This is a genomic window from Streptomyces sp. NPDC005799, from assembly GCF_040630525.1.
In the GTDB taxonomy this organism is placed as follows: domain Bacteria; phylum Actinomycetota; class Actinomycetes; order Streptomycetales; family Streptomycetaceae; genus Streptomyces; species Streptomyces griseorubiginosus_B.
This window is the reverse complement of the sequence record NZ_JBEXXQ010000039.1, coordinates 48,782-74,171: the sequence shown is the minus strand read 5'-3', so window position 1 is coordinate 74,171 and position 25,390 is coordinate 48,782. Positions and strand designations below refer to the sequence as shown.

24 protein-coding genes are annotated in these 25,390 nt (G+C 71.4%); 7 read left to right on the top strand and 17 right to left on the bottom strand.

Features of this window, described 5'->3' with window-relative positions; genetic code table 11:
* The first annotated feature begins 213 nt into the window (after window positions 1-213).
* A complete protein-coding gene (locus tag ABZ453_RS33065) occupies window positions 214-813 on the top strand; it encodes an HAD family acid phosphatase (RefSeq protein ID WP_359020714.1) in 600 nt (199 codons plus the stop codon).
* A gap of 74 nt (window positions 814-887) precedes the next feature.
* Here ABZ453_RS33065 and ABZ453_RS33060 read toward each other — a convergent pair whose 3' ends face one another.
* Complete coding sequence (locus tag ABZ453_RS33060; RefSeq protein WP_359020712.1) at window positions 888-3,413, bottom strand: ATP-dependent Clp protease ATP-binding subunit; 2,526 nt, start codon at window positions 3,411-3,413, stop codon at window positions 888-890.
* 432 nt (window positions 3,414-3,845) lie between these two features.
* Here ABZ453_RS33060 and ABZ453_RS33055 point away from each other — a divergent pair, with 432 nt between their 5' ends.
* The gene (locus ABZ453_RS33055; protein ID WP_359020710.1) at window positions 3,846-4,622 is read left to right on the top strand and encodes an SCO3374 family protein; all 777 of its coding nucleotides are present in this window, start codon (window positions 3,846-3,848) and stop codon (window positions 4,620-4,622) included.
* On the opposite strand, the gene ABZ453_RS33050 is transcribed toward ABZ453_RS33055, so the two are convergent.
* The 10 genes from ABZ453_RS33050 to ABZ453_RS33005 all read right to left on the bottom strand — a co-directional run bounded on the left by ABZ453_RS33050 (window position 4,601) and on the right by ABZ453_RS33005 (window position 13,089).
* On the bottom strand, window positions 4,601-4,936 hold the full coding sequence (locus ABZ453_RS33050) for an Lsr2 family protein (RefSeq protein WP_359020708.1): 336 nt from the start codon (window positions 4,934-4,936) through the stop codon (window positions 4,601-4,603). The two genes, ABZ453_RS33055 and ABZ453_RS33050, sit on opposite strands and share 22 nt — an antisense overlap.
* Window positions 4,937-5,168: 232 nt before the next feature.
* Complete coding sequence (locus ABZ453_RS33045) at window positions 5,169-5,711, bottom strand: amino-acid N-acetyltransferase (RefSeq protein ID WP_359020706.1); 543 nt, start codon at window positions 5,709-5,711, stop codon at window positions 5,169-5,171.
* Window positions 5,712-5,720: 9 nt separating this feature from the next.
* On the bottom strand, window positions 5,721-6,158 hold the full coding sequence (locus ABZ453_RS33040) for a BlaI/MecI/CopY family transcriptional regulator (RefSeq protein ID WP_308286606.1): 438 nt from the start codon (window positions 6,156-6,158) through the stop codon (window positions 5,721-5,723).
* A 129-nt stretch (window positions 6,159-6,287) separates the two neighbouring features.
* Window positions 6,288-6,467, bottom strand: a complete 180-nt coding sequence (locus ABZ453_RS33035; protein WP_208781243.1) for a hypothetical protein — start codon at window positions 6,465-6,467, stop codon at window positions 6,288-6,290.
* A gap of 351 nt (window positions 6,468-6,818) precedes the next feature.
* Window positions 6,819-7,481: a hypothetical protein gene (locus tag ABZ453_RS33030; protein ID WP_359020766.1), complete on the bottom strand. Its 663-nt coding sequence runs from the start codon at window positions 7,479-7,481 to the stop codon at window positions 6,819-6,821.
* Between the two features lie 118 nt (window positions 7,482-7,599).
* Window positions 7,600-8,397: a type III pantothenate kinase gene (locus tag ABZ453_RS33025; RefSeq protein WP_133044299.1), complete on the bottom strand. Its 798-nt coding sequence runs from the start codon at window positions 8,395-8,397 to the stop codon at window positions 7,600-7,602.
* Window positions 8,398-8,406: 9 nt separating this feature from the next.
* On the bottom strand, window positions 8,407-9,384 hold the full coding sequence (gene nadC, locus ABZ453_RS33020) for a carboxylating nicotinate-nucleotide diphosphorylase (RefSeq protein ID WP_359020703.1): 978 nt from the start codon (window positions 9,382-9,384) through the stop codon (window positions 8,407-8,409).
* 5 nt (window positions 9,385-9,389) lie between these two features.
* A complete protein-coding gene (locus tag ABZ453_RS33015; RefSeq protein WP_359020702.1) occupies window positions 9,390-11,114 on the bottom strand; it encodes an L-aspartate oxidase in 1,725 nt (574 codons plus the stop codon).
* Window positions 11,111-12,163 (bottom strand): pantoate--beta-alanine ligase, encoded by a 1,053-nt coding sequence (gene panC / locus ABZ453_RS33010; RefSeq protein WP_359020700.1) that lies wholly within the window; start codon window positions 12,161-12,163, stop codon window positions 11,111-11,113. Before panC ends, ABZ453_RS33015 begins: the two co-directional genes overlap by 4 nt.
* Window positions 12,160-13,089, bottom strand: coding sequence for a DUF2520 domain-containing protein (locus tag ABZ453_RS33005; protein ID WP_133044295.1), 930 nt, complete (start codon window positions 13,087-13,089; stop codon window positions 12,160-12,162). Before ABZ453_RS33005 ends, panC begins: the two co-directional genes overlap by 4 nt.
* A 187-nt stretch (window positions 13,090-13,276) precedes the next feature.
* Between ABZ453_RS33005 and ABZ453_RS33000 the strand changes: the two genes are divergently transcribed.
* Both ABZ453_RS33000 and ABZ453_RS32995 read left to right on the top strand, forming a co-directional pair.
* Entirely contained in the window at window positions 13,277-14,476 is a 1,200-nt protein-coding gene (locus ABZ453_RS33000) for a beta-eliminating lyase-related protein (protein ID WP_359020698.1), read from the top strand.
* A 68-nt stretch (window positions 14,477-14,544) separates the two neighbouring features.
* On the top strand, window positions 14,545-15,648 hold the full coding sequence (locus tag ABZ453_RS32995; protein ID WP_359020696.1) for a DUF5937 family protein: 1,104 nt from the start codon (window positions 14,545-14,547) through the stop codon (window positions 15,646-15,648).
* Between the two features lie 66 nt (window positions 15,649-15,714).
* On the opposite strand, the gene ABZ453_RS32990 is transcribed toward ABZ453_RS32995, so the two are convergent.
* The 3 genes from ABZ453_RS32990 to ABZ453_RS32980 form a co-directional block, all read right to left on the bottom strand.
* Window positions 15,715-16,347 (bottom strand): AAA family ATPase, encoded by a 633-nt coding sequence (locus ABZ453_RS32990; protein WP_359020694.1) that lies wholly within the window; start codon window positions 16,345-16,347, stop codon window positions 15,715-15,717.
* A 49-nt stretch (window positions 16,348-16,396) separates the two neighbouring features.
* Complete coding sequence (locus ABZ453_RS32985) at window positions 16,397-17,068, bottom strand: response regulator transcription factor (protein WP_133044292.1); 672 nt, start codon at window positions 17,066-17,068, stop codon at window positions 16,397-16,399.
* Between the two features lie 64 nt (window positions 17,069-17,132).
* On the bottom strand, window positions 17,133-18,335 hold the full coding sequence (locus ABZ453_RS32980; RefSeq protein ID WP_359020692.1) for a sensor histidine kinase: 1,203 nt from the start codon (window positions 18,333-18,335) through the stop codon (window positions 17,133-17,135).
* Window positions 18,336-18,453: 118 nt separating this feature from the next.
* On the opposite strand from ABZ453_RS32980, the gene ABZ453_RS32975 reads away from it, so the two are divergent.
* A complete protein-coding gene (locus tag ABZ453_RS32975; protein WP_359020690.1) occupies window positions 18,454-19,491 on the top strand; it encodes an SAM-dependent methyltransferase in 1,038 nt (345 codons plus the stop codon).
* A gap of 1 nt (window position 19,492) precedes the next feature.
* On the opposite strand, the gene ABZ453_RS32970 is transcribed toward ABZ453_RS32975, so the two are convergent.
* Window positions 19,493-20,644: an NADH-quinone oxidoreductase subunit D gene (locus ABZ453_RS32970; protein ID WP_359020688.1), complete on the bottom strand. Its 1,152-nt coding sequence runs from the start codon at window positions 20,642-20,644 to the stop codon at window positions 19,493-19,495.
* A gap of 31 nt (window positions 20,645-20,675) precedes the next feature.
* Here ABZ453_RS32970 and ABZ453_RS32965 point away from each other — a divergent pair, with 31 nt between their 5' ends.
* Together ABZ453_RS32965 and ABZ453_RS32960 are read left to right on the top strand one after the other, a co-directional pair.
* Window positions 20,676-21,188 carry a PH domain-containing protein gene (locus tag ABZ453_RS32965; protein ID WP_359020686.1) on the top strand — a complete coding sequence of 171 codons (513 nt, stop codon included), beginning with the start codon at window positions 20,676-20,678 and terminating at the stop codon, window positions 21,186-21,188.
* A complete protein-coding gene (locus ABZ453_RS32960) occupies window positions 21,185-22,522 on the top strand; it encodes a PH domain-containing protein (RefSeq protein WP_359020684.1) in 1,338 nt (445 codons plus the stop codon). The genes ABZ453_RS32965 and ABZ453_RS32960 overlap by 4 nt, the downstream gene beginning before the upstream one ends.
* A gap of 35 nt (window positions 22,523-22,557) precedes the next feature.
* On the opposite strand, the gene ABZ453_RS32955 is transcribed toward ABZ453_RS32960, so the two are convergent.
* Window positions 22,558-23,952 (bottom strand): hypothetical protein, encoded by a 1,395-nt coding sequence (locus ABZ453_RS32955; RefSeq protein WP_359020682.1) that lies wholly within the window; start codon window positions 23,950-23,952, stop codon window positions 22,558-22,560.
* 134 nt (window positions 23,953-24,086) lie between these two features.
* Window positions 24,087-25,214, bottom strand: a complete 1,128-nt coding sequence (locus ABZ453_RS32950) for an alpha/beta hydrolase-fold protein (protein WP_359020680.1) — start codon at window positions 25,212-25,214, stop codon at window positions 24,087-24,089.
* Window positions 25,215-25,390 lie beyond the last annotated feature (176 nt).

Genomic DNA, 25,390 nt, shown 5'->3' with positions numbered 1-25,390 from the left:
AAAGCGATGACATCCCACTATCAGCGCTAGTAACGGACAAATCGCCTGTGCCTCATGTCACCGGTAGCCGCCACAAGGCCTGACGGAAATCTCCGCTCCATGTGACGCACATCTCTGGCCACTTACCGGCCAGTAACCCTACGGTTCCCCTCGCGCCACCCTCGCCCTCGAACATGCACAGGACAACGACATACGGACGCGAGAGGACCCCCCATGACAAGACGACGCCCCTGGGCGCGCCGCACCGCCGTCATCGCAGTCTCCGCCTCGGCCCTGCTGGCCCTTGGCGCTCCCGCCAACGCGGCCACGAGCACCGCGAAGGTCGACTACGCCACCTGGCAGAAGGACTGCCAGACCGTGATGGACCAGGCACTGCCCTACATCCAGCAGCGCGTCGCCGCGGCCGCGTCCGGCGAGAAGCAGGCGATCGTCTTCGACATCGACAACACCACGCTGGAGACCGACTTCGGCTTCAGCTACCCGCAGCCGGCCAACAAGCCGGTCCTGAACGTCGCGAAGTACGCCCAGGAGCACGGCGTCTCCCTGTTCTTCGTCACGGCCCGCCCCGGCATCATCGCCGCGCCCACCGAGTACAACCTCGACTACGACGGCTACCAGGTCTCCGGCCTCTACGTCCGCGGCTTCTTCGACCTCTTCAAGGATGTCGCCGCCTACAAGACCGCCCAGCGCGTCGACATCGAGAACAAGGGCTACGACATCATCGCCAACATCGGCAACAGCGCCACCGACCTCTCGGGCGGCCACGCCGACAAGACCTTCAAACTGCCGGACTACGACGGCCAGTTGTCGTAGCCGCAGCATTCCTCGGGCAAGCGAAAGGGGCCGGTGCCCGAAAGCACCGGCCCCTTGGGGCGTCGCCGTGAGGCTTACGCCTCCTTGCTCAGGTTCGGACCGGCGCCGCCGGCCGCCTGCTCGATCGGCGGGACGTCCGGCAGGGCCGACTTCTCCTCGCCGCGGAAGGTGAAGGTCTTGGTCTCGCCCTCGCCCTCCGTGTCCACGACCACGATGTGACCGGGGCGCAGCTCGCCGAAGAGGATCTTCTCCGAGAGGGTGTCCTCGATCTCACGCTGGATGGTGCGGCGCAGCGGCCGGGCACCCAGCACGGGGTCGTAACCCTTCTGCGAGAGCAGCTCCTTGGCGGACTGGGAGAGCTCGATGCCCATGTCCCGGTCCTTGAGGCGCTCGTCCACCTTGCCGACCATCAGGTCGACGATCGCGAGGATGTCGGTCTGGGTCAGCTGCGGGAAGACGACCACGTCGTCGACGCGGTTGAGGAACTCGGGCCGGAAGTGCTGCTTGAGCTCGTCCTGGACCTTGTTCTTCATGCGCTCGTAGTTGGTCTTCGTGTCACCCGAGGCCGCGAAGCCCAGGTTGAAGCCCTTGGAGATGTCCCGGGTGCCGAGGTTGGTCGTCATGATGATGACCGTGTTCTTGAAGTCCACGACCCGGCCCTGGGAGTCGGTCAGGCGACCGTCCTCCAGGATCTGCAGCAGCGAGTTGAAGATGTCCGGATGGGCCTTCTCGACCTCGTCGAAGAGGACGACGGAGAACGGCTTGCGGCGGACCTTCTCGGTCAGCTGGCCGCCCTCTTCGTAGCCCACGTAGCCGGGGGGCGAACCGAAGAGACGCGACACCGTGTGCTTCTCGCTGAACTCCGACATGTCGAGGGAGATCAGCGCGTCCTCGTCACCGAAGAGGAACTCGGCGAGCGCCTTGGACAGCTCGGTCTTACCGACACCGGACGGGCCGGCGAAGATGAACGAACCACCGGGACGCTTCGGGTCCTTCAGACCCGCACGCGTACGACGGATCGCCTTCGACAGCGCCTTGACGGCGTCGACCTGGCCGATGACCCGCTTGTGGAGCTCGTCCTCCATGCGCAGCAGACGCGAGGACTCCTCCTCGGTCAGCTTGAAGACCGGGATGCCGGTGGCGGTGGCGAGGACCTCGGCGATCAGCTCGCCGTCGACCTCGGCGACGACGTCCATGTCGCCGGCCTTCCACTCCTTCTCCCGCTTGGCCTTGGCGGCCAGGAGCTGCTTCTCCTTGTCGCGCAGGGAGGCGGCCTTCTCGAAGTCCTGCGAGTCGATCGCGGACTCCTTGTCCCGGCGCACACCGGCGATCTTCTCGTCGAACTCGCGCAGGTCCGGCGGCGCGGTCATCCGGCGGATGCGCATCCGGGAACCGGCCTCGTCGATCAGGTCGATCGCCTTGTCCGGCAGGAAGCGGTCCGAGATGTACCGGTCGGCCAGCGTCGCGGCCTGCACCAGCGCCTCGTCCGTGATGGAGACACGGTGGTGGGCCTCGTACCGGTCACGGAGACCCTTGAGGATCTCGATCGTGTGCGGCAGGGACGGCTCCGCGACCTGGATGGGCTGGAAGCGGCGCTCCAGGGCCGCGTCCTTCTCCAGGTGCTTGCGGTACTCGTCCAGCGTGGTCGCACCGATGGTCTGCAGCTCACCGCGGGCCAGCATCGGCTTCAGGATCGAAGCGGCGTCGATGGCGCCCTCGGCGGCACCCGCACCGACCAGCGTGTGCAGCTCGTCGATGAACAGGATGATGTCGCCGCGGGTGCGGATCTCCTTGAGCACCTTCTTCAGGCGCTCCTCGAAGTCACCGCGGTAGCGGGAGCCGGCGACCAGCGCGCCGAGGTCCAGGGTGTAGAGGTGCTTGTCCTTGAGGGTCTCGGGCACCTCGCCCTTGACGATGGCCTGGGCGAGGCCCTCGACGACGGCGGTCTTGCCGACGCCGGGCTCACCGATCAGGACCGGGTTGTTCTTGGTACGGCGGGACAGCACCTGCATGACCCGCTCGATCTCCTTCTCGCGCCCGATGACCGGGTCGAGCTTGGACTCACGAGCGGCCTGGGTGAGGTTCCGGCCGAACTGGTCGAGGACCAGGGACGTCGAGGGGGTGCCCTCGGCAGGCCCGCCGGCGGTGGCGGTCTCCTTGCCCTGGTAGCCGGAGAGCAGCTGGATGACCTGCTGCCGCACCCGGTTGAGATCAGCGCCCAGCTTGACCAGGACCTGGGCGGCGACGCCCTCGCCCTCACGGATCAGGCCGAGCAGGATGTGCTCCGTGCCGATGTAGTTGTGGCCCAGCTGAAGGGCCTCGCGGAGCGACAGCTCCAGGACCTTCTTGGCACGGGGGGTGAAGGGGATGTGCCCGGACGGGGCCTGCTGGCCCTGGCCGATGATCTCCTCCACCTGCTGGCGGACCGCCTCGAGCGAAATCCCGAGGCTCTCAAGGGCCTTGGCGGCGACACCCTCACCCTCGTGGATCAGGCCCAGGAGGATGTGCTCGGTGCCGATGTAGTTGTGGTTGAGCATCCGGGCTTCTTCCTGAGCCAGGACGACAACCCGCCGCGCGCGGTCGGTGAACCTCTCGAACATCGTTAATCGCTCCTCAGAGCGGTCAGGCAGTGGGGGGAACTTCCCCTCCCTGTCCTTCCGCAGCTTAGTCCCGCAAGCGGGGACCGCTCATTCCAACTGCCGACACCGTCGATGGCCTCCTGACCCCGCTCACGCCGACATCTGCTCCAACCCGATGGTGCGAGACGATGTTCCCGCAGGCCAGGCAGTTACCCTCACCATCAGTACGCCGATGGCGAACGTGAGACGCCCTGCCCTGCGTGTCGCCCCCTCCCACTAGGGATGTCTTACCCGCTCGCACTGACACTCCATGCCGTACGCCCCCCATCCCTCCGCTATGGGCGAACAACCTTGCTCTCCGCCGCACCCCCGCACGCCCCCTTTTCCGGCACTCTGCGCACGCGCGAGAGCACCCAGCGTAACTCTCAGGGCTATTCGGCGGTTGGGATGCACATGCTTGGCAGCCGCTCACAGGCAACACCTCCCTCGCTCCCGACGGACCGCACCGCCTTGCCGCTTCCCCGGCGGCCGCCCGATCCGGCCGACGCTTCCGGCGATCATGTCCGCCGTTGGTACGAGAACGAACTGGGGTGGCCGACGGTGCCCGCGGATCCACGGAATCCGGCAGATCCGGGAGATCGGGGAGATCCGGTACGGCTGCGGGTGGGGGAACGCTTCGACGTCCTGGAGGTCCCGGCCGAGGCGGGCCGGGCGGGCCTGCGCCATCTCGCGCCGGCGTCACCGGTCGCGGTGTGCGGCAACAGGATGCGACTGCTCGTGGCGGCGGGCAGCGCCGAGGAACTGCCGGGCCTGCTGGAGTGGCTGGAGTGGGGCCCGCTGGCGCTGGATCTGACGGCGACCGGCGAGGGCGGAGTCATGGACGCGCCATTGCCGCCCGAGGGGGCGGTACGACTCGGAGCGGCCCAGCGGCCGGAAGAGGCCCGGCGCCTGGGAGATGCCCGGCGTCTGGAAGGGGCCCTACGGCTCCCCCGAGGCCGCACGGGCTCCCTGCAGGGGGCCGCCGTGTGGCTGCGGCCCCCCGGGCCGGGGTGCGAGGTCGAGGCCTCGCTGCCGACACTGTCGGCCCTGGGGGGCGGTGGGGGCGCCCCCGATCTCGTACGACTCGTGAACACGGTGGCAACGCGGTGCCACCGGCTGTGGCTGCGACGCGCGTGTGCGCGGCCGGAAGCCCCTTCCCGGGCCGGTGATCAGGCGTTGGCCTTCTCGTAGGCCTCGCGAATGGACGCCGGAACACGGCCGCGGTCGTTGACCTCGTAACCGTTCTCCTTGGCCCACGCGCGGATCTGCGCGGTGTCCTGGCTGCCTCCGGAAGTCGTGCGCGCCTTTCCGCGCCCACCCGAAGAGCGGCCTCCGGTACGCCGACCACCCTTCACGTAAGGCTCGAGAAGGCCGCGAAGCTTGTCCGCATTGGCGGTCGTGAGATCGATCTCGTACGTCTTGCCGTCCAACGCGAACGTGACGGTCTCGTCCGCCTCGCCGCCGTCGAGGTCGTCGACAAGAAGGACCTGAACCTTCTGTGCCACCGGATTTCCTTTCATCCAAAACTTGAGGGCCGGGGGTCTGCGGCGTCCGCCGTTTCGCCGTCCCCTGTTATATGCAGTACTGCAGTACGTCGGAAAGCAAACCGCTTTTGCCGGAAAAACACAAACCCCTGGACAGCGGGAGGGCAGTCCACGACTGCCAGGGAAGATGCGCGTTTCGGACATAGGGAACGTGGGCACGGGAGGCCGTCGAATACTCAGCAGTGATCGGTGATCACAGATGCAGAAGCATCCGGCTGTTGCCCAAGGTGTTGGGTTTCACCCGTTCGAGACCGAGGAACTCCGCGACGCCCTCGTCATAGGAACGCAACAGCTCCGCGTAGACATCCGTGTCGACGGGCGTCTCACCGATCTCGACGAAGCCGTGCTTGCCGAAGAAGTCCACTTCGAAGGTGAGACAGAAAACGCGGCGAACGCCCAGCCAGCGCGCGGTGTGCAGCAACTTCTCCAGCAACTGGTGGCCGACGCCGGCGCCCTTCAGACCGGGCTTCACCGCGAGAGTGCGCACTTCCGCGAGGTCTTCCCACATCACGTGCAGCGCGCCGCAGCCGACCACCTCGGCGTTGTCGTCGCGTTCGGCGACCCAGAACTCCTGGATGTCCTCGTAAAGAGTGACGGTCGCTTTGTCGAGCAGGATGCCACCGCGGACGTAGGCGTCAAGGAGACGGCGCACGGCCGGGACATCGCTGGTACGGGCCCGCCGGACGGTGATGGCTTTAGTGCTGACTTCGGGACCTTCGGGGCTTGCTGCTGACATGAGCGGACGCTATCGCCCGTCGCCGCCCGGTGCGGAGCCGGGGTTCTCCTCGCCATCCGGGGGTTCGGGCGTTTCCGCCGGCTGTTCCGGCCCTTGCACGATCCGTACGGCGTCTCGCAGGGCCTGGCGCTGTTCCTCGCTCATCATCCCGAAGAAGGCGACGAGAGCGGCCGCGGGGTTGTCACTCTGGGACCAGGCGTCGTTCATCAGGGCGGCGGCGTAGGCGGCCCGGGTGGAGACCGCCTCATATCGATAGGCCCGGCCTTCCGCCTCACGGCGCACCCAGCCCTTCTGATGGAGATTGTCCAAAACGGTCATCACCGTGGTGTAGGCGATGGACCGTTCCTGCTGAAGGTCTTCCAGGACTTCTCGAACGGTCACCGGGCGGTTCCACTTCCACACCCGCGTCATGACCGCGTCTTCGAGTTCTCCCAATGGGCGAGGCACAGCTCAGCACAATAGTGGGAGAACTCCGCATTCGCGTGCCGGACGTGCGCTTTCACTGGCAAACGGCAACAAAAAGGGCGTACGACTCGGAGGCGCGAGCCGTACGCCGGGGAAGCGGGGGCGGGCCGCTCAGCCGTCGGTCTTGACGGAGGTCTGCTGGGCGGCCTCCGCGCGCGCGATGGCCGCGTCGACCGCCGCGTCCTCCTTGGCCTTGTTGGCCCCGCCCTGGGTCTTCACGATCACCCTGATCAGCCCGATGAAGAACACGGCCATTACGACGGGCGGAACGAGCGCGGAGACGTAGTCCATGGATCCAGAGTAACCAGCGCCCGCCGGACAACCGGGGCGGGGTCGGACAAGCGTCTCGAGCAGACCCACGACGGACTCGGACGACGTCGGCCTGCCGCGGCAGGCTCGCAGGGCGTGCAGGGCGCGAACCACGGCGAGCCGCTACGGCGAGTCCGCCGGGGCGGAGGGGGCACACCGCGGCGAACCCCTGCCCAGACCCGCCGGGACCGACACGCCACACCACGGCGAACCGCTGCCCCCAGGCCCGCCGGGACAGCGACGTCAGACCGCGGTGCTGCTGCGGCGGGTTCGCCGGGGCGGAGGGGTCAGACTGCGGCGAGTTGCTGTGGCGGGTTCGCCGGGGCGGAGGGGTCAGACTGCGGCGAGTTGCTGTGGCGGGTTCGCCGGGGGTGGTGGGGTGGGCTTGCGGCGGGGGAAGACCTCGCCCGGGGTGGGGATGGGGCGGGCCGGCTTCGGGGCGGCCGGGGCGGGCTCGGGGGCCGGCTTCTGCGCGGGCTTCTTCTCGGGCTTGCTCGCCGGGTCCTGGCCGACGTCGGCGACCGGGGCGGTGGTCCCGGGGCCCGGGTGGGCCGAGAGGCCGCCGGGGAGGGCCGTCAGGCGCGTGCGGGAGGCGGGGACGGTCACGGGGGCCGTACGGGTCGCACCACGCGCCAGACGGGCTCGTACGTCCTGTTCGGCGAGGACCTGGCAGCGCTCCAGCAGGAGCGCGGCGACCGGGTTGCCCCGCAGCGCGCGCAGGGCGGCGAGGTCGTCGGGCTGCGGCCGGTAACCGGCGGCCAGTGCCTCCTCGAGCAGGGTGAGATAGCCGGCGGCGGTTCCGGGCAGCGCGGCGCGGTAGCGGCCGAGATCGGCCACCAGGAACGCCCGCAGCCTGGCCCCCTCGCGCATCGCCTCGTCGAGCGACTCGGCGAGCCGGAGACAGTCCTGGACGTCCTCGGCGGAGGCGGGGCGGGGGTGGAGGGCGAGGGCGAGGGCGCGGCGGAGCACACGCAGCTCCTCCGTGCCGAACGCCATGCCGCCGCGGGATCCGTATGGCGTGGGCATGCGGCGACGATACGCGCTAATCAGACAAACCCGACACAAGGGAGCGGTGTGGCGCAGTCGAGCCACCCGGTTGCTCCCCCTGCGGGGCTCACATCCGGGACACGTTCCGCTCGTACACCAGCCGCAGCCCGACCAGCGTCAGCCAGGGCTCGTGCTCGTCGATGACCGAGGACTCCCCGAGCACCATCGGCGCCAGTCCGCCGGTCGCGATCACGGTCACGTCGTCCGGGTCGTCCGCGAGCTCACGGGCCATCCGGCTGACGACCCCGTCGACCTGTCCGGCGAAGCCGTAGATGATGCCGGACTGCATCGCCTCGACCGTGTTCTTGCCGATCACGCTGCGGGGTCTGGCCACCTCGATCTTCCGCAGCTGCGCGCCCCGCACCCCGAGCGCCTCGACGGAGATCTCGATACCGGGGGCGATCACGCCGCCGATGTACTCCCCGCGCGCGGAGACCGCGTCGAAGGTCGTGGCCGTACCGAAGTCGACGACGATCGCCGGTCCCCCGTACAGCTCGACGGCGGCGACCGCGTTGATGATGCGGTCGGCGCCGACCTCCTTGGGGTTGTCGGTGAGGATCGGCACCCCGGTCTTCACGCCCGGCTCCACGAGCACGGCCGGCACGTCGCCGTAGTAGCGCCGGGTCACCTCGCGCAGTTCGTGCAGCACGGAGGGGACGGTGGCGCAGATGGCGATGCCGTCGATGCCGTCGCCCAGTTCGTCGCCGAGCAGCGGATGCATCCCCATCAGGCCCTGCAGCAGCACCGCCAGTTCGTCCGCCGTGCGGCGCGCGTCCGTGGAGATGCGCCAGTGCTCGACGATGTCCTCCCCGTCGAAGAGGCCCAGGACGGTGTGGGTGTTGCCCACGTCGATCGTCAGCAGCATGGCCGGTACCTACTCCGCCGCTCGCAGGTCGAGACCGATGTCGAGGATCGGCGAGGAGTGGGTGAGGGCGCCGACGGCGAGGTAGTCGACACCGGTGTCCGCGTAGGCCTTGGCGTTGTCCAGGGTGAGCCGTCCGGAGGCCTCCAGCGCGGCGCGGCCGTGCACGATGGCGACGGCCTCCTCGCACTCGCCGGGCGTGAAGTTGTCCAGCAGGATCAGGTCGGCGCCCGCGTCGACGACCTCGCGCAGCTGGTGCAGGGTGTCGACCTCGACCTCGATCGGCACGTCCGGGAAGGCCTCCCTTACGGCCTTGAAGGCCTGCCCGACACCGCCGGCGGCGACCACGTGGTTGTCCTTGACGAGGGCCGCGTCCGACAGCGACATCCGGTGGTTGACGCCCCCGCCGCAGCGGACGGCGAACTTCTCCAGCGAGCGGAGCCCCGGCGTCGTCTTGCGGGTGTCGCGGACCTTGGTCCCCGTGCCGTCCAGTACGTCCGCCCACGCACGCGTGGCGGTCGCGATGCCGGACAGCCGGCACAGGAGGTTCAGCGCGCTGCGCTCGCCGGTGAGCAGGTCACGCGTGCGCGTGGTGACCGACAGCAGCTTCTGCCCGGCCTCCACGCGGTCGCCGTCCTCGACGTGCCGCTCGACCTCGAACTCATCCGTGCACACCACGGACAGCACCGCCTCGGCGACCCTGAGGCCCGCCACGACGCCCGCCTCGCGCGCGGTGAAGTCGCCGGTGGCGACGGCGTCCTCGGAGATGGTCGCCACCGTGGTCACGTCCACGCCGTGGTCGAGGTCCTCCTGGATGGCGACGTTGGCGATGTCCTCGACCTCCACGGGGTCGAGTCCGGCGTCGGCCAGGAGCTGGGCGAGCGCGGGGTCGAGGCCGCACTCCAGGTATTCGGCGTCGGTGTCGGCGCCGCAGGCACAGCCGTCGCCGCAGCCGCCGTTCGACACGAGGGGGAGGTCGGGGGTGCTCACTTCTGTCACTGCTCCTGGAGGCGCTGCTGTGGCTGCTGGGTCGGGGGGAAGTCTGCGGTATCGGTGGTGTGCACGGCGAGTGTGCGGTCCGGATTCAGCCGTACGACGATGTGCCGGCGCCATGCCGTGTCGTCGCGGTCGGCGTGGTCCTCGCGCCAGTGGCAGCCGCGCGTCTCCTCGCGCAGGCGTGCGGCGGCGACCAGGACGCGGGCGACGCACAGCAGGTTGGTGGCCTCCCAGGTGTCGACGCCGGGCTCGGCGGTCTTGCCGTTCTCGTCGAGGGCGTCGCGGGCTTCGGTGTGCAGCCGCTGGAGCTGGTCGGCGGCCGTGGCGAGGGAGTCGGCCGAGCGCAGGACGCCCGCGCCGTCGGTCATGATCCGCTGGATCGCGAACCGGGCCTCGGGGGCGAGGAGCGGGTGCGCGGGCTTCTCCGGGTGGTCGACGGGTTCGGGCACGCGCGCGTGGAGGCCGTCGTCGGCGTGGGCCGCCGCGATGTCGGCGGCGATACGCTCGGCGTAGACGAGGCCTTCCAGGAGGGAGTTGGAGGCGAGCCGGTTGGCGCCGTGAACGCCGGTGCAGGCGACCTCGCCGCACGCGTACAGGCCCGGGACGGTCGTACGACCCTGGGAGTCGGTGCGCACACCACCGGAGGCGTAGTGGGCGGCCGGGGCGATCGGGATGGGGTCGGTGACCGGGTCGATGCCATGGGCGCGGCAGGCGGCGAGGATGGTCGGGAAGCGGTTCTCCCACATGTCGGCGCCGAAGTGCCGGGCGTCGAGGAACATGTGCTCGGCGTCCCGCTCCTGCATACGGCGCATGATGCCCTTGGCGACGATGTCCCGGGGCGCGAGCTCGGCCAGTTCGTGCTGCCCCAGCATGAAGCGCACCCCGTCGGCGTCGACCAGGTGCGCGCCCTCGCCCCGCACGGCCTCGGAGACCAGGGGCTGCTGGCCCTCGGCGTCCGGGCCGAGGAACAGCACGGTCGGATGGAACTGCACGAACTCCAGGTCGCTGACCTCGGCACCCGCGCGCAGGGCGAGCGCCACGCCGTCGCCGGTGGAGACCGACGGGTTGGTGGTCGCCGAGAAGACCTGGCCCATCCCCCCGGTCGCGAGCACCACCGCGGGGGCGTGCACGGCGCCCACGCCGTCGTGCTGGCCCTCGCCCATCACGTGCAGGCTCACGCCCGCCGTACGGCCGTCGGCGTCCGTCAGCAGGTCCAGCACGAGCGCGTTCTCGATCGTGCGCACACCGCGCGCGCGTGCCGCCTCGACGAGCGCCCGGGAGATCTCCGCGCCGGTCGCGTCTCCGCCGGCGTGCGCGATACGGCGACGGTGGTGACCACCCTCGCGGGTGAGCGCCAGGTCGCCGGCCTCGGACTCGTCGAAGTGCGCGCCGGTCGCGATGAGACGGCGTACGGCGTCGGGGCCCTCGGTGACGAGGATCCGTACGGCCTCCTCGTCGCACAGGCCCGCGCCGGCCACCAGGGTGTCGTCCAGGTGCTGTTCGGGGGTGTCGCCCTCGCCGAGGGCCGCGGCGACGCCGCCCTGCGCCCAGCGGGTGGAGCCGTCGTCGAGGCGGGCCTTGGTGACGACGACCGTGTTCAGGCCGGCGGCCTCGCAGCGCAGCGCGGCGGTCAGGCCGGCCACCCCGGAGCCGACGACCACCACGTCCGCGGAGATGGCCCAACCCGGTGCGGGGGCGTGCAGTCGTATGCCTGTGCTGGTCACGAGGCGGCTCCGAAGGTTTTCCCGAAGGTGAGAGGGAGGTTGTCGATCAGCCGGGTCGTCCCGACCCGGGCGGCGACGGCGAGGACGGCCTCGCCGGTGAAGTCGTCCCCGATCTCGGTGAAGTCGGAGGGGTCGACGAGGGCGAGGTAGTCCAGTTCGAGCGGCGGCGACAGACGCGCGGCGTCGTCGAGGACCAGTCGGGCGGCCGCGCGGACGGCGGAGGGGGCGCCGTAGGAGGTGCCCCGCGCGGCGTCCGCGCCGGGGACGGTGGCGGACGCCGGGAGGGACTTGGCGACGGCGTGCGCGTCGGCCGCGGCGCGGGACTCCCCTATGGCGCTGAGGGCTTCGGCACGCGCGTGCGTGGCGGGCACTTCGCGTGCCCGTGCGCGCAGCGCCTCCTGCGCCGCGTGCCGGTCACGGCCCGCGAACAGCGCGCGGGACAGCGCGAGCGCCGTGCGCCGCTCGGCGGGCGAGAGGTAGCGGTTGCGGCTGGAGAGCGCGAGGCCGTCCTCCTCGCGCACCGTGGGCACGCCGACGATCTCGACGCCGAAGTTCAGGTCCCGCACCATGCGGCGGATCAGGGCGAGCTGCTGGGCGTCCTTCTGGCCGTACAGGGCGACGTCGGGGCGGGTGAGGTGCAGCAGCTTGGCGACGACCGTGAGCACGCCGTCGAAGTGGCCGGGACGCGAGGCGCCCTCCAGACGCTCCCCCATCGGGCCCGCGCTGATCCGCACCTGGGGCTCGCCGCCCGGGTAGACCTCCTCCACGGCGGGAGCGAACACGACGTCCGCGCCGGACTGTCCGGCGAGCTTCACGTCGGCGTCCAGGGTGCGCGGATAGCGGTCGAGGTCCTCGCCCTTGCCGAACTGCAGCGGGTTGACGAAGACGGTGACGACGACCTCGCCGTCCGTTCCGGCGATCTCGCGCGCGGTGCGGATCAGGGTGGCGTGGCCCTCGTGCAGGGCGCCCATGGTCATCACGACGACGCGGCGTCCGGCACGCGCGCGTGCGTGGAGTTCGGCCGCGGTGCTCAGCAGGGTGGTGGTCATCGGGCCTCTCCCTCGGCGCCGTTGGTCCCGTCGGCGAGTACACCGAGGAGGTCCTCGGCGAGTTCCGGCTTCAGCAGCCCGTGGGCGAGCGCCCGGTCGGCGGTCGCGCGGGCCATCGCCAGGTAGCCGGCGACGGCCTGCGGGGCGTGCCGGCGCAGCTCCCGCACGTGCGCGGCGACCGTGCCCGCGTCCCCGCGCGCGACCGGGCCGGTCAGGGCCGCGTCCCCGGAGCGCAGGGCGTTGTCGAGGGCGGCGCCGAGCAGCGGGCCGAGCATCCGGTCGGGTGCCTCGACACCGGCCGCGCGCAGCAGCTCCATCGACTGGGCGACCAGCGTGACCAGGTGGTTGGCGCCCAGCGCGAGGGCCGCGTGGTAGAGCGGGCGCATCTCCTCGGCGATCCACTCCGGCTCGCCGCCCATCTCGATCACCAGGGCCTCGGCGGCCAGCCGCAGTTCGTCGGGCGCGGTGACCCCGAAGGAGCAGCCGGCCAGCCGCTGGACGTCCACGGGCGTGCCGGTGAAGGTCATGGCGGGGTGCAGGGCCAGCGGAAGCGCGCCCGCGCGCAGGGCGGGGTCGAGGACCTTCGCGCCGTAGCGCCCGGAGGTGTGCACGAGCAGCTGGCCCGGCCGTACGGCCCCGGTCTCGGCGAGACCCTCGACCAGTCCGGGCAGTGTGTCGTCCGGGACGGTGAGCAGGACCAGGTCGGCGCGCTCCAGCACCTCGGCGGGCGGGACGACCGGCACGTCGGGGAGCAGTTGCGCGGCCCGCCTGCGGGAGGCGGTGGAGACCCCGGAGACGGCCACCGGGCGGTGCCCGGCGAGCTGGAGGGACGCGGCCAGCGCGGGGCCCACGCGGCCGGCGCCGACGACGCCGACGGTGAGCCGCGCGGGACGGTCCCTGGGGTCTGGCTGTTGGCTTGTACTCACGCGACGGTGGCCTTCCCGTTCCAGTCCGCTCGGGGTACCGGACGATTTCTCGTCATGTTAACGCTATCGGTCCGAGGGGCGGCCGTTCGTCCACAGGCTGTGGGTTACCGCACACCGTGCCCGCCCCCGTCGAGGGTCCATGGAAATCCGGGTGCCGCCCGGCAGCCCGGCGGGCATGATCCCGGCCATGAGCGATGCGGCGGGGCAGACGGAACGTCCGGAGGAGCCGGTGACCGACGAGGAGCGGCGCAAGCGCCGGCGCGAACGGCGCATCAGCGCGTACCGGGGCGCCAAGCATGTGCTCGCGCGCCCCGGATTCCTCGGCACGCTCCGCGAGCGCCTGGCGCTGCTGGACGGCCTCGAGGACGTGTACGACCTCGATGAGCCGGCCGACATCTACGGCGGCGGAGTCGTCGAGGCCCTGGAGCGGAAGGTCGCCGAACTGCTCGGCACCGAGGCCGCCGCGTTCTTCCCGACGGGCACGATGGCCCAGCAGGTGGCCCTGCGCTGCTGGGCGGGCCGCACCGGCAACCCGGCAGTCGCCCTGCACGCCCTCGCCCACCCCGAGGTGCACGAACGGAACGCCTTCAGCCAGGTCAGCGGTCTGCGCCCGGTCCGCGTGACGAGTGAGCCCCGACTGCCGAGCGCCGACGAGGTACGCGACCTCGCGGAGCCCTTCGGCGCCCTGATGCTCGAACTGCCCCTCAGGGACGCCGGATTCGTGCTGCCCTCCTGGGAGGAGCTCACCGAGGTGGTGGAGGCGGCGCGCGAGCGCGACGCGGTGGTGCACTTCGACGGCGCGCGCCTGTGGGAGTCCACCGTCCACTTCGGCCGCCCCCTGCACGAGATCGCGGGCCTGGCGGACAGCGTCTACGTGTCGTTCTACAAGTCCCTCGGCGGCCTCGGCGGCGCCGCGCTCGCCGGTCCGAGGACGCTGACCGACGAGGCGAAGATCTGGCGCCATCGGTACGGCGGCCAGGTCTTCCAGCAGTTCCCGACGGCCCTGTCCGCCCTCGCCGGCCTGGAGCGGGAACTGCCCCGGCTGCCCGATTACGTCGCCCACGCGCGCGTGGTGGCCGAGGCGCTGCGCGAGGGGTTCGCGGCGGCCGGGGTGCCGTGGGCGCGCGTCCACCCGGAAGAGCCGTACACGCACGACTTCCAGGTCTGGCTGCCCTACGACGTCGACGTCGTCTCGGAGGCGGCGATCCGGCAGGGCGAGGAGACGGGGACGCTGCTGTTCGCCGACTCCTGGGACGAGAAGGGCCCGGGCCTGGCGGTCACCGAGGTCGGGGTGCGCGCCGCGGGCCTGGAGTGGACGGGCGACGATGTGAAGGCGGCCGTCGCGGAGTTCGTCGCGCGGCTGCCCAAGGCGCCCGGGGCCCGGTGACGGCCCATGATTGACGGGCGTCGTCAATCGGCGACGGCGTTGTCAGTGGCGGGGTGCACCATGAGGTCATGAGCGTGCGCATCGACATCGCGGGGCTGCGGCCGGAGAGGGTCGCCGTCGTGCCCTCCCCGCTGGCCGAGCTCGGCATGGCGCTGCACGCGCTGTCCGAGCCTGGCCACCACCCCGGCCTGCAGGGCTGGGTGACGGGTGTGACGGCCGGCCTGGATCCGCATCTGGCCGACCGGATGTGCGACGCCGACTTCCTGTGGACGACGACGTTCTCGGACCTGTTCCTGCCGTACGCGGGCATCCCCGGCGGTACCGCCCTGCCCGGGGCCACGCTCGCCGAGGAGCTGGACCTGCTGGACAAACTCACGGACGAACAGTTCGTCGACGCGGCGCTGGAGTTCAGCTGCGCGATGTCCTACGGCGTCGGGGCCGGCTGGCTCGTCGACGCCGCAATGGGCCGGCGCGCCCTGGAGCTGGCGGCCGCGCGGGGGCCGCGCCAGCAGCGGTTCACCGAGCTGCTGCTGACCGATCCGCCCAAAATCAGGGCCTGGTTGCGTCAGTTCCTCGAGGACTGCGACGAGGCGTTCTTCGCCGAGACCTGGTCCCGGCTGCGCCACCAGCTCACCGCGGACGCCCGCCACAAGACCAATCTGCTGCGCCGCAGGGGCCTCGCGGAGGCGCTGACCGCCGTGTCGCCGGCGGTCACGCTCGACGAGGGCGGCGAGCGGATCACGGTCGACAAGCTGAGCGTGGGCCGCACGGCCACCGAGGACGGCACCCTGCTGCTGGTCCCGACCAGCCTCGGCTGGCCGCACCTGTCCGTCCTGTACCGGCCCGGCTGGCAGCCGGTGGTGCACTACCCGGTGGGCTCCCCGGAGCTCGCCGCCCCGCCCTCAGTCGAGCAGCTCGCCCTGCGGATGACCGCGCTGTCCCACCCCGTACGGATGCGGATGTGCCGCTATCTGGCCCGCAGCGCCTACACCACCAGCGAGCTGGCGCAGGCGCACGGCATGACGGCCCCGGAGATATCCCGCCACCTGGGCGTCCTGAAGAAGGCGGGCCTGATCACCACGCGCCGCCGGGGCCGTTACGTGCAGCACCAGTTGGACATAGCGGTCGTGGCCCGGCTGGGCAGCGACTTCCTGGAGGGCATCCTGCGCTGAGCGAGGGCGCCTGCCCAAGCCGGGGCCGCCTGGTTGGGCGAGGCCTGTCTGCGCCCAGCGGACGGCTCAGTCGAACCGAATGTGCCGGATCCCCACACCCGCCTGCCTGAGCCGTGTCCGCAGCGCTCCCTCGTTGTTCGGCCGCAGCGTCAGTCCGGCGAGCACGGCGATACGGTCCGCCGTCTTCGGCACGGTCGAGTGGTCGGTCCACAGGTGCTCGGCGAACTCCGGCTCCCGCAGCCGCTCCAGACAGTGGTCGAGCTGCCGTACCGCCCAGGTCTCCCTGCCCGGGCCGGCGTTCTTGCCGGCGACGTACTGAAGGAGGTGTCCGAAGCCGCGCTCCCGCAGCCGCCGCAGGACGGTCTCACGCTGGGCGAGGAGGGTGAAATGCCGTACGTCGTGGCCGAGTTCGCGCAGCCGGCCCACCGTCTCGGCGAAGTAGCCCGAGTCGGTGACCGTCATGGGCGCGATCACCACTCCGTCGTGCCTGGTCAGCGCCAGGTCGAGCACCTCGACCACGCCCTGCCGCCAGGCGGTCAGGTCCTGGAAGTCTCCCCGCAGCTCGGGCGGCAGCATCCGGCGCAGACCGAAGCCGGCGTGCTCGGGATCGCAGATCACGCTGCCCGGCAGGCGCCGCTGGAGCTCGTGCGCGGTCTGGGTCTTGCCGCCCCCGAAGGGGCCGTTGATCCACAGGAGCATGCGCAGACCCTAGTGGGCGGCGGTTACGCGGGCGTCACGCGCGCGTGGATCAGCCGTGCCCGCCCGCGCGCACCAGCCCCGTCTCGTAGGCGAGGACCACCACCTGCACGCGGTCCCTGAGGCCCAGCTTGGTCAGGATGCGTCCCACATGGGTCTTCACGGTCGCCTCGGACAGCACCAGGCGGGCCGCGATCTCGCCGTTGGACAGGCCCTGCGCGACCAGCACCATGACCTCGCGCTCGCGGTCGGTGAGCCGCTCCAGTTCCTTGTGCTGGGGCTCCTTCCCGGCGCTCGGCAGCATCGGCGCGAACCGGTCGAGCAGCCGGCGCGTGGTCGACGGCGCCACCACCGCGTCACCGCTGTGCACGGAGCGGATGGCGGCGAGGAGTTCGCCGGGCGGCACGTCCTTGAGCATGAAGCCGGACGCGCCCGCCTTGAGCCCGGAGAAGGCGTACTCGTCGAGGTCGAACGTGGTCAGGATCAGCACCTTCGGCGGGTCCGGCTCCGAGCAGATGCGGCGGGTCGTCTCCACACCGTCCAGCTTCGGCATGCGGACGTCCATCAGGACGACGTCCACGGCCGTCGAGCGCAGCACCTGCAGGGCCTCGACGCCGTCCCCCGCCTCCGCGACGACCTCCATGTCCGGCTGTGCGGCGAGCACCATCCGGAACCCGGTGCGCAGCAGCACCTGGTCGTCGACGAGCATCACGCGGATCGTCATCGAAGCCTCTTCCGTGTCCGTCTTCAGGGGTGTTACAGGTGTCAACAAGGGGCGTGCGAAAACGTCAGTGCGCCGGTTTGAGCGGCAGCAGGGCACTGATGCGGAATCCTCCGCCCGGGCGCGGGCCCGCGTCCAGGGTTCCGCCGACCATGCCGACCCGCTCGCGCATCCCGATCAGGCCGTGGCCCTGTCCGTCGGCGCCGCCCTCCTCGTACAGCTCGTGCGGGGCGCCCTTGCCGTCGTCCTCGACGAGCAGACCGAGGCCGTCGTCGAAGTAGACCAGCCGCACGCTCGCGCCCGCGTTGGGCCCACCGTGCTTGCGGGTGTTGGTCAGCGCCTCCTGCACGATGCGGTACGCCGTCAGCTCGACGCCGCTGGGCAGCGGGCGCGGGGTGCCCTCGACCTTGAAGTCGACCGGCAGACCGGAGGTACGGCACTGCTCGATCAGCTCGTCGATCTGCTCGACGTCGGGCTGCGGAACGTACTCGCCGACCTCCTTGTGCTCACCGGTGCGCAGCACGCCCAGCAGGCGGCGCATCTCGGCGAGGGCCTGGCGACCCGTGGAGGAGATGGTCTCCAGCGCCTTCTTCGCCTGGTCGGGGGCGGCGTCGAGGACGTAGGCGGCGCCGTCGGCCTGCACCACCATCACCGACACGTTGTGCGCGACCACGTCGTGCAGCTCGCGCGCGATCCGGGCGCGTTCGGCCGCGACCGCGACCTTGGCCTGCGCCTCGCGCTCCTTCTCCAGCCGGGCGGCACGCTCCTCCAGCTGCGCGAAATACGCACGCCGCGTGCGGATCGAGTCGCCCAGCACCCAGGCCAGCGCGAACGGCACCGTCTGGAAGATCACCAGCGCCACATGGCCGAGGGCGCTGTTGTGTTCGGCCGGCCAGCGGAACTCCGCGAAGGTCGCGGCCGACAGCCCCACCGCCAGGGCGAGCCGGGAGGCCCAGCGGGCGCCCATCACGGCCACGGTGTAGACGATCACCAGCATCGCGAAGTCGGCCACCATCGTCGCCACGTCCAACGCGAGCTGCGCCACGCCGAGGGCGATCACCAGCAGCAGCATCTTCTCCGGCATGCGCCTGCGCAGCGCGATCGCCAGGCACAGCAGCAGCGCGATCGGAACGATCAGGGCCGGTGACACGGTGCCCCGGGTGTCCTGATGGCCGGCTCCACTCGCCAGGGAGACGCCGAACAGGAAGACGGCCCAGAAGGAGTCGACCCCGGTCGGGTGTCTGCGAAGGAAGTCATAGAGGCGCTGCACGTAACCCAGCGTAGGGAAGCGGGATGCGTGCAGGGGTCAACCGGAGGGGCGATCCGCATCCGTCGCGCGTACTCCGCAAGGTGGAGGTCGCGTTCCTCAGTGCGCTTAGCCTGGCCCGGTGACGGAAGAGACGACGGACCAGTGGCGCGGCTGGCGGGCGGCGACACGGGCGGCCCTGTACGGGCCCGGCGGCTTCTATCGCCGCCCCGAGGGCCCGGCCGGGCACTTCCGTACGTCCGTGCACGCGTCGCCGCTCTTCGCCGAAGCCGTGGCCCGGCTGCTGTGCCGCGTCGACGATGCCCTCGGCCGGCCCGGCCGTCTCGACTTCGTCGACATGGCGGCGGGGCGCGGCGAGCTGGTCACCGGCGTCCTGGCCGCGCTGCCCGCGGACGTGCTCCCACGCGTGCGTGCCTGCGCCGTCGAGCTCGCCGAACGTCCCTTGGGCCTCGACGACCAGGTCGAATGGCTCCCCGAGCCGCCTGGGGGCCTCACCGGGCTGCTCTTCGCCAACGAGTGGCTCGACAACGTTCCGCTGGACGTCGCCGAGGTGGACGAGGACGGCGTACCGCGCACGGTTCTGGTGCGGCGGGACGGCGCGGAGCGTCTCGGCGACCCGGTCGGCGGCGACGAGGCGGACTGGCTCGCGCGCTGGTGGCCGCTGCCTCCCGAGGAAGGCCTGCGGGCCGAGATCGGCCTGCCGCGCGACGAGGCGTGGGCGGGTGCGGTCGCGGCGCTCGACCGGGGGCTCGCGGTCGCCGTGGACTACGCGCACAGCCGGGAGACGCGCCCCCTGTTCGGCACCCTCACGGGCTTCCGCGCGGGACGGGAAACGGCACCCGTACCCGACGGGAAGCGCGACATCACGGCTCACGTGGCGTTGGACGCGTGCGCGGCGCGCTCCGCGGCGCTCGCCGAGCGGCAGGGGCGCGTTCTGCGGCAGCGCGACGCTCTGCGCGCCTTGGGCATCGTCGGCGCACGCCCCCCGCTCGCGCTCGCGTCCGCACAACCCGCCGCCTACGTCCGCGCCCTCGCGAGCGCCGGTGAAGCCGCGGAACTCACCGCGCCCGGCGGCCTCGGCGACTTCGGATGGCTGCTCCAGCCGGTCGGAACGGCGAACCCGCTGGACATCACGGACGCACCCGACGCGCGGGCGTGACCTACTTGTCGATGTCCCCGACCACGAAGAACAGCGACCCGAGGATCGCCACCATGTCCGCCACCAGCGTCCCCGGCAGCAGCTCCACGAGTGCCTGGATGTTGTTGTAGGACGCCGAGCGCAGCTTCAGCCGGTACGGCGTCTTCTCGCCCTTGCTGACGAGGTAGTAGCCGTTGATGCCGAGCGGGTTCTCGGTCCAGGCGTAGGTGTGGCCCTCAGGTGCCTTGAGGACCTTGGGGAGCCGCTGGTTGATCGGGCCGGGCGGCAACTCGGCCAGACGGTCGAGGCAGGCGTCGGCGAGGTCGAGGGCGTTGTGGGTCTGCTCCAGGAGCACCTCGAAGCGGGCGAGACAGTCGCCCTCCTGCCGGGTGACGACCTTCAGGACGTCCTGCAGCTCCGCGTAGGCGAGATAGGGCTCGTCGCGCCGCAGGTCGAAGTCGACGCCCGAGGCACGCGCGATCGGCCCGCTGACGCCGTACGCGTGCACGGTCCCGGGGGCCAGCGCGCCCACGTCCCGCGTGCGCCCCCGGAAGATCTCGTTGCCGAGGACCAGGTCGTCGAACCGGTCCATGCGCGAGCGCACCCCCGCGACGGCGGCACGCGCGCGTGCGGCCCAGCCGGCCGGCAGGTCCTCCTTGAGGCCGCCGACGCGGTTGAACATGTAGTGCATACGGCCGCCGGAGATCTCCTCCATGACGTTCTGGAGGACCTCCCGCTCCCGGAACGCGTAGAAGACCGGGGTGATGCCGCCGAGTTCCAGCGGATAGGAGCCGAGGAACATCAGGTGGTTGAGCACCCGGTTGAGCTCCGCGAGCAGCGTCCGCGTCCACACCGCGCGCGGGGGGACCTCCATGCCGAGCATGCGCTCGACGGCGAGGACGACTCCCAGCTCGTTCGAGAAGGCCGACAGCCAGTCGTGGCGGTTGGCGAGCATGATGATCTGGCGGTAGTCGCGCGCCTCGAAGAGCTTCTCCGCGCCGCGGTGCATGTACCCGATCACCGGCTCGGCGCGCATGATGCGCTCGCCGTCCAGCACCAGCTTCAGCCGCAGCACACCGTGCGTGGACGGGTGCTGCGGTCCGATGTTGAGCACCATGTCGGTGCTCTCCGCGGCGCCGCCGATACCGACCATGGTCTCCGTCGTAGGAGTCATGAACACAGTCTCTCCTACGTACGCTGGCCGTATGGAGACGGGGAGCCCGCGGGGCGCGGGCACAAGGGCGGACGAGGCGGGGGAGCCGGAGTGGACCGGGCTGCCGCCAGGGTTGCTGCGGATGCGGCGTCTGCTGCTGGTGGTGTGGCTGGGGCTGCTCGCCCTGGCGGTCGGTCTGCTGCTCGGCCTGCTCGCCGGGCCCGCCTGGGCTGCCTTCGCGCTGCTGCCGCTCGCGCTGATCGCCTGGGGCTGGGTGCTGCTGGGCCGCAACTGGCGCTCCTGGCGGTACGCCGAGCGCGCCGACGACCTGCTGATCAGCCGGGGCGTGCTGTGGCGCGAGGAGACCGTCGTGCCGTACGGCCGCATGCAGCTGGTGGAGGTGACCTCCGGGCCCGTCGAGCGGCACTTCGGGCTGGCCAGCGTGCAGTTGCACACCGCGGCCGCGGCGACCGACGCCACCATCCCGGGTCTCGACCCGGCCGAGGCGGAACGGCTGCGCGACCGGCTCACCGAGCTCGGCGAGGCCCGATCGGCGGGTCTGTGACGGCGCCGGGCGTCGATGACGCCATACCCGCGCGGGAACCCGTCACCGAGCGGCGGCTGCATCCCGTTACACCCCTCAGGCGAGCGTGGGCGCCGGTGGCGGTGCTCATCGGGTGGGCCGTGCACGACCCGGACCAGGCGCAGCGCCAGCTGACCCGCCTGACCACCACGACCCTGCTGATCGCGCTCGCCGTCCTCGTCCCGGCCGCCGCCCTGTACGGCTTCCTCAGCTGGTGGTTCACGCACTTCGCGGTGACGGACAGCGAACTGCGCGTCCGTACCGGCCTGTTGTTCCGGCGCAGCGCGCACATCCGGCTCGAGCGGATCCAGGCCGTCGACGTAACCCAGCCCCTCCTCGCGCGCGTGGCGGGCGTCGCCAAGCTGAAACTCGACGTCATAGGCACGGCCAAGAAGGACGAACTCGCCTTCCTCGGGGAGCGCGAGGCGCGTGCGCTGCGCGCGGAACTGCTCGCGCGCGCCGCCGGGTTCGCCCCCGAGACGGCGCACGAAGTCGGAGAGGCGCCGGCACGCGAGATCCTGCGCACGCCCCCGCTCCACCTCGCGCTCTCCCTCGTGCTGACGGGCGCCACCTGGGGCGCCCTCGGCGCCGCCCTCGTCGTACCGCCCCTGCTGTGGCTGGCCACTCACAGCGTGTGGACGGTCCTCGCCACCGCGCTCCCCCTGCTGGGCGCGGCCGGAGCGAGCAGTGTGGGCCGGTTCGTCAGCGAGTACGACTGGACGGTGGGCGAGTCTCCGGACGGACTGCGCATCGACCACGGCCTGCTCGACCGCACGCACGAGACGGTGCCGCCCGGGCGCGTGCAGACCGTGCGGATCGTCGAACCGCTGCTGTGGCGGCGGCTGGGCTGGGTGCGGGTGGAGCTGGACGTGGCCGGATCGTCCAACTCCGTTCTGGTGCCGGTCGCTCCGCGCGAGGTCGCCGAGTCCGTCGTCGCGCGCGTGCTGCCCGGGGTGACGGTGCCGGCGTCCGGCGTGCTGTCCCGCCCGCCTCGGCGGGCCGGCCGGTGCCTGCCGCTGTGGTGGCGCGGATACGGACTCGCCGTCACCGACGGGGTGTTCGCCGCCCGGCACGGGCTGCTGCGCCGCCGCCTGGCGCTCGTTCCGCACGCGAAGGTGCAGAGCGTCCGGCTGGTCCAGGGGCCCTGGAAGCGGCTGTGGGGGCTCGCCGACGTGCACGTGGACACGGGAGCCAACAAGACCGTCACGGCCCGGCTGAGGAACGCCCGGGAGGCGGCGGAGCTGCTCCGCGCTCAGGCGGAGCGGTCACGCACGGGCCGCCGGGACGCGCCGCCGGACCGCTGGATGGCACCGTAGGCGGTCCGGACGGCGTCGTGGGACGGTGCCCGGCCTCAGGAGACCGCGCTGCGCAGGCCCTGCAGGTTGATCCGCTCCGTCTCGTCGTGGGCGGTCAGGTCGATCACCTGACCGACACCCCGCGCGCCCTCGTCGGCCGGCTTGAACTGCGCCTCGGCCTCGGCCTTGTGCACGGCGAGCGCCTCCTCGCCGACCACGTCGGCCAGGTCCTCGTTCTGCACCGCGTCCAGGGCGGCGGGCGCCGACTCCTGCTTCGTACCGAAGAAGTCGAACCCGCCCTCGACCGCCGGGCGCCGCGCGGGCGTCGCCGGTACGACGGCCACCGCGGTCGGGGCCACGAAGTGTCCGGAGGGCTGCTGTACGGGCTGGGCGGAGCGGGCGGGCTCCGCCGGCGTGGTGGCGGCCGCGTGCTCATGCTCGTCGACCGCCTCGGGCTGCCCCTGCGCCTCGTCCTCCTGGGCCGCGGCCTCGGTGCCGTCGGCGGGGGCGGCGCCGGTCTCGGCGGATGCGGCAGGGGCGGAAGCCTCGGCCGCCGCGGTCCTCACCTTCGCGGGCTCGCCCTTCGGGGGGCCATCGCCCTTCGACGGGCCGTCGCCTTTGGGAGACCCGCCGCCCTTCGGGGACCCGTCGTCCTCGGGGGAGGCTTCATCCTGCGTGTCGGCCGCGTCCTGCGCGACAACCTCGTCCTGCGAGGCGACCTCGGCATCGGCATTGGCATCGGTCTCGACGTCGGTGTCGGTCTCGTCCACCGGATCGGCTTCGGCGTCGTCGGCGACGTCGTCCTGCTCGGGAGCGTCACCGTCGTCGAACTTCTTCAGCGCCTCCTTGGCCCGCAGGAACAGCTGGGAGCCCTCCGGCGAGAAGACCCCGGCGGTCCGCGCCTTCTCGTCCGTGCCGTCCTCGCCCTGAGCCGAGGCAGCCACAACCTCGGTGTCCTGAGCCGCCACGGGCGACAACGCGTCCGTATCGGGAGCCGCGGCCTCTATCTCGAGCAGACGGCGGCCCTCCAGGGCGCTCGCCCGCTCGGTCTCCGCGGTCGCGTACCGCCGCAGCAGCGCCGCGTGCTCGTTGCGCAGGCCCGCCAGCTCCGCGCGCTTGGCCCGCAGCCGCTGCTCCAGCTTGGCGCGCAGCTCGCGCGACTCCTCGAGGTCCGTCTCCAGCTCGGCGACCCGCTCCTCGTGCCGCCACTCGTCGCTCGCACGCGCGCGCGTGAGGTCGGCGACCTGCTTGCCGGCCTGTGCGTCCCAGCGGCGCATGACGGCCGCCCCTATCACGGCCGTGGCCGCGGCGAACGCGGCTATGACGCGGAGCACGGCGGGCTCCGAGAACACCCAGGGACCGAAGGCGCAGACAAGGGAGACGCCTGCGATAGCCGACGGAGGCAGCAGCCTGTGCAAAGGCGGGGAATGGCGGTGACGTCCACGTGGCATGGCCAGAAACTTACCGCGCGTAGGCGAGCGTTGGCGCCCCGCCCCGTAAAAACACAGCCATAACGAAACGTTCACAGCGCATCAGTAATTGCGGTTCCTCGAATTCGCAAGATCGTTTTCTGTGGGAACCCTGGTCACCGCTCGCTCAGCCGCCCGCTGATCCACTGCAGCGTCGCCGGAATCTCCCGCCGCCAGGTGTTGAAGTTGTGCCCCCCGCTGTCGAGGATGATCGAGGAGATCCGAGTCAGCTTCGTGGCCTGAACTCGATCTATGAACTTCAGCGTCGACTTGTAGTTGGATTCCCCGACCCGGCTGCTGGTGACGAGCAGTGAGGTGTCCGGGGCGGGCAGGTGCCTGAGGCACCACCACAGGTCGGCACGGTTGCGCAGGCCTTTGTCGCCGTGGAAGAGATCGCCCGTGGTCGGGTCGACCGGCGCCTTGTAGTACGGCGAAAGGCCCGCGCCCGCCGCATAGGAGCCGGGGTGGTGCATGGCGAGTTTCAGTGCGCAGTAGCCGCCCGTGGAGTCGCCGATGATGCCCCAGCTCGCGGGCTTCCTGCCCACCCTGTAGTGCGCGAGCAGGGCGTCCGGCAGGTCCTTGGCGAAGAACGTCTCCGTCTGCGGGCCGCCCGGGACGTCCACGCACTCGGTGTCCCGCGGCGGTGCGACGGTGGGCCGCAGCATCACCAGGATCATCGGCTGCATACGGCCGTCCTTGGCGAGCTCCTGTGCCGTGCGCGGGTAGTGCAGCTTGTCCACGAGCGCCTGGGCGGTGCCCGGATATCCGGTCAGGACGACGGCCGCGGGGAACGTACGCGCGCGATAACGGGGCTGGAAGTACTCCGGCGGCAGATAGACGTACGCGGGCGTGGCGATGTGCGTCCTGCGGCCCACGATGTCGACCTTCTGGATCTGTCCGCCGGTCTGCGGCCGGGCGCCGCCCGCGCCACGCACGCGTGCCGTGTCGAGCACCTCCAGGGGGCCGCCGGAGCCGCCGGGCGCGGTGTGGTTGACGACCACGCCCTGTTCCTTCTCCTGGCCGAACAGGTCCGCCCAGCTCGCGTAGAACCCGAAGGCCTGGTTGGCGGCGAGGCCCACCGACGCGAAGAGGACCAGCTGGGTACCGAACAGCAGGCCCACGCGGCCGCTGACGGCCCGCCAGTTCCGCCGCGCCAGCCGCGGCCACAGCCACACCGTGCCGACGAACAGCAGTACGGCGAACACGACCGCGAGCGCCAGCACCTTGTTGCTCGTAAGACCCATGACCTATCTTCCTGCCTGCGGGTTTCCCCCGGAGAACCGCCCCTTCGCGAGGGCTTGTCCGGGACTTTCCCCGTCCTTTGGACCGGCTTTGAGGGGAGGAAGGAACCTCTCCCCCCGAGACACCGTCATAGAGGGCGCAATGTCGCCGGATGCCCAGAACGGCACCGGGTCCAAGG

Excerpts from the sequence above, each read along its gene's own strand:
- ABZ453_RS33065 (WP_359020714.1), top strand. The coding sequence starts at position 214 with ATGACAAGACGACGCCCCTGGGCGCGCCGCACCGCCGTCATCGCAGTC.
- ABZ453_RS33060 (WP_359020712.1), bottom strand. The coding sequence starts at position 3,413 with ATGTTCGAGAGGTTCACCGACCGCGCGCGGCGGGTTGTCGTCCTGGCT.
- ABZ453_RS33055 (WP_359020710.1), top strand. The coding sequence starts at position 3,846 with ATGCTTGGCAGCCGCTCACAGGCAACACCTCCCTCGCTCCCGACGGAC.
- ABZ453_RS33045 (WP_359020706.1), bottom strand. The coding sequence starts at position 5,711 with ATGTCAGCAGCAAGCCCCGAAGGTCCCGAAGTCAGCACTAAAGCCATC.
- ABZ453_RS33035 (WP_208781243.1), bottom strand. The coding sequence starts at position 6,467 with ATGGACTACGTCTCCGCGCTCGTTCCGCCCGTCGTAATGGCCGTGTTC.
- ABZ453_RS33030 (WP_359020766.1), bottom strand. The coding sequence starts at position 7,481 with ATGGCGTTCGGCACGGAGGAGCTGCGTGTGCTCCGCCGCGCCCTCGCC.
- ABZ453_RS33025 (WP_133044299.1), bottom strand. The coding sequence starts at position 8,397 with ATGCTGCTGACGATCGACGTGGGCAACACCCACACCGTCCTGGGCCTC.
- panC (WP_359020700.1), bottom strand. The coding sequence starts at position 12,163 with ATGACCACCACCCTGCTGAGCACCGCGGCCGAACTCCACGCACGCGCG.
- ABZ453_RS33000 (WP_359020698.1), top strand. The coding sequence starts at position 13,277 with ATGAGCGATGCGGCGGGGCAGACGGAACGTCCGGAGGAGCCGGTGACC.
- ABZ453_RS32995 (WP_359020696.1), top strand. The coding sequence starts at position 14,545 with ATGAGCGTGCGCATCGACATCGCGGGGCTGCGGCCGGAGAGGGTCGCC.
- ABZ453_RS32990 (WP_359020694.1), bottom strand. The coding sequence starts at position 16,347 with ATGCTCCTGTGGATCAACGGCCCCTTCGGGGGCGGCAAGACCCAGACC.
- ABZ453_RS32985 (WP_133044292.1), bottom strand. The coding sequence starts at position 17,068 with ATGACGATCCGCGTGATGCTCGTCGACGACCAGGTGCTGCTGCGCACC.
- ABZ453_RS32970 (WP_359020688.1), bottom strand. The coding sequence starts at position 20,644 with ATGACTCCTACGACGGAGACCATGGTCGGTATCGGCGGCGCCGCGGAG.
- ABZ453_RS32965 (WP_359020686.1), top strand. The coding sequence starts at position 20,676 with ATGGAGACGGGGAGCCCGCGGGGCGCGGGCACAAGGGCGGACGAGGCG.
- ABZ453_RS32955 (WP_359020682.1), bottom strand. The coding sequence starts at position 23,952 with ATGCCACGTGGACGTCACCGCCATTCCCCGCCTTTGCACAGGCTGCTG.
- ABZ453_RS32950 (WP_359020680.1), bottom strand. The coding sequence starts at position 25,214 with ATGGGTCTTACGAGCAACAAGGTGCTGGCGCTCGCGGTCGTGTTCGCC.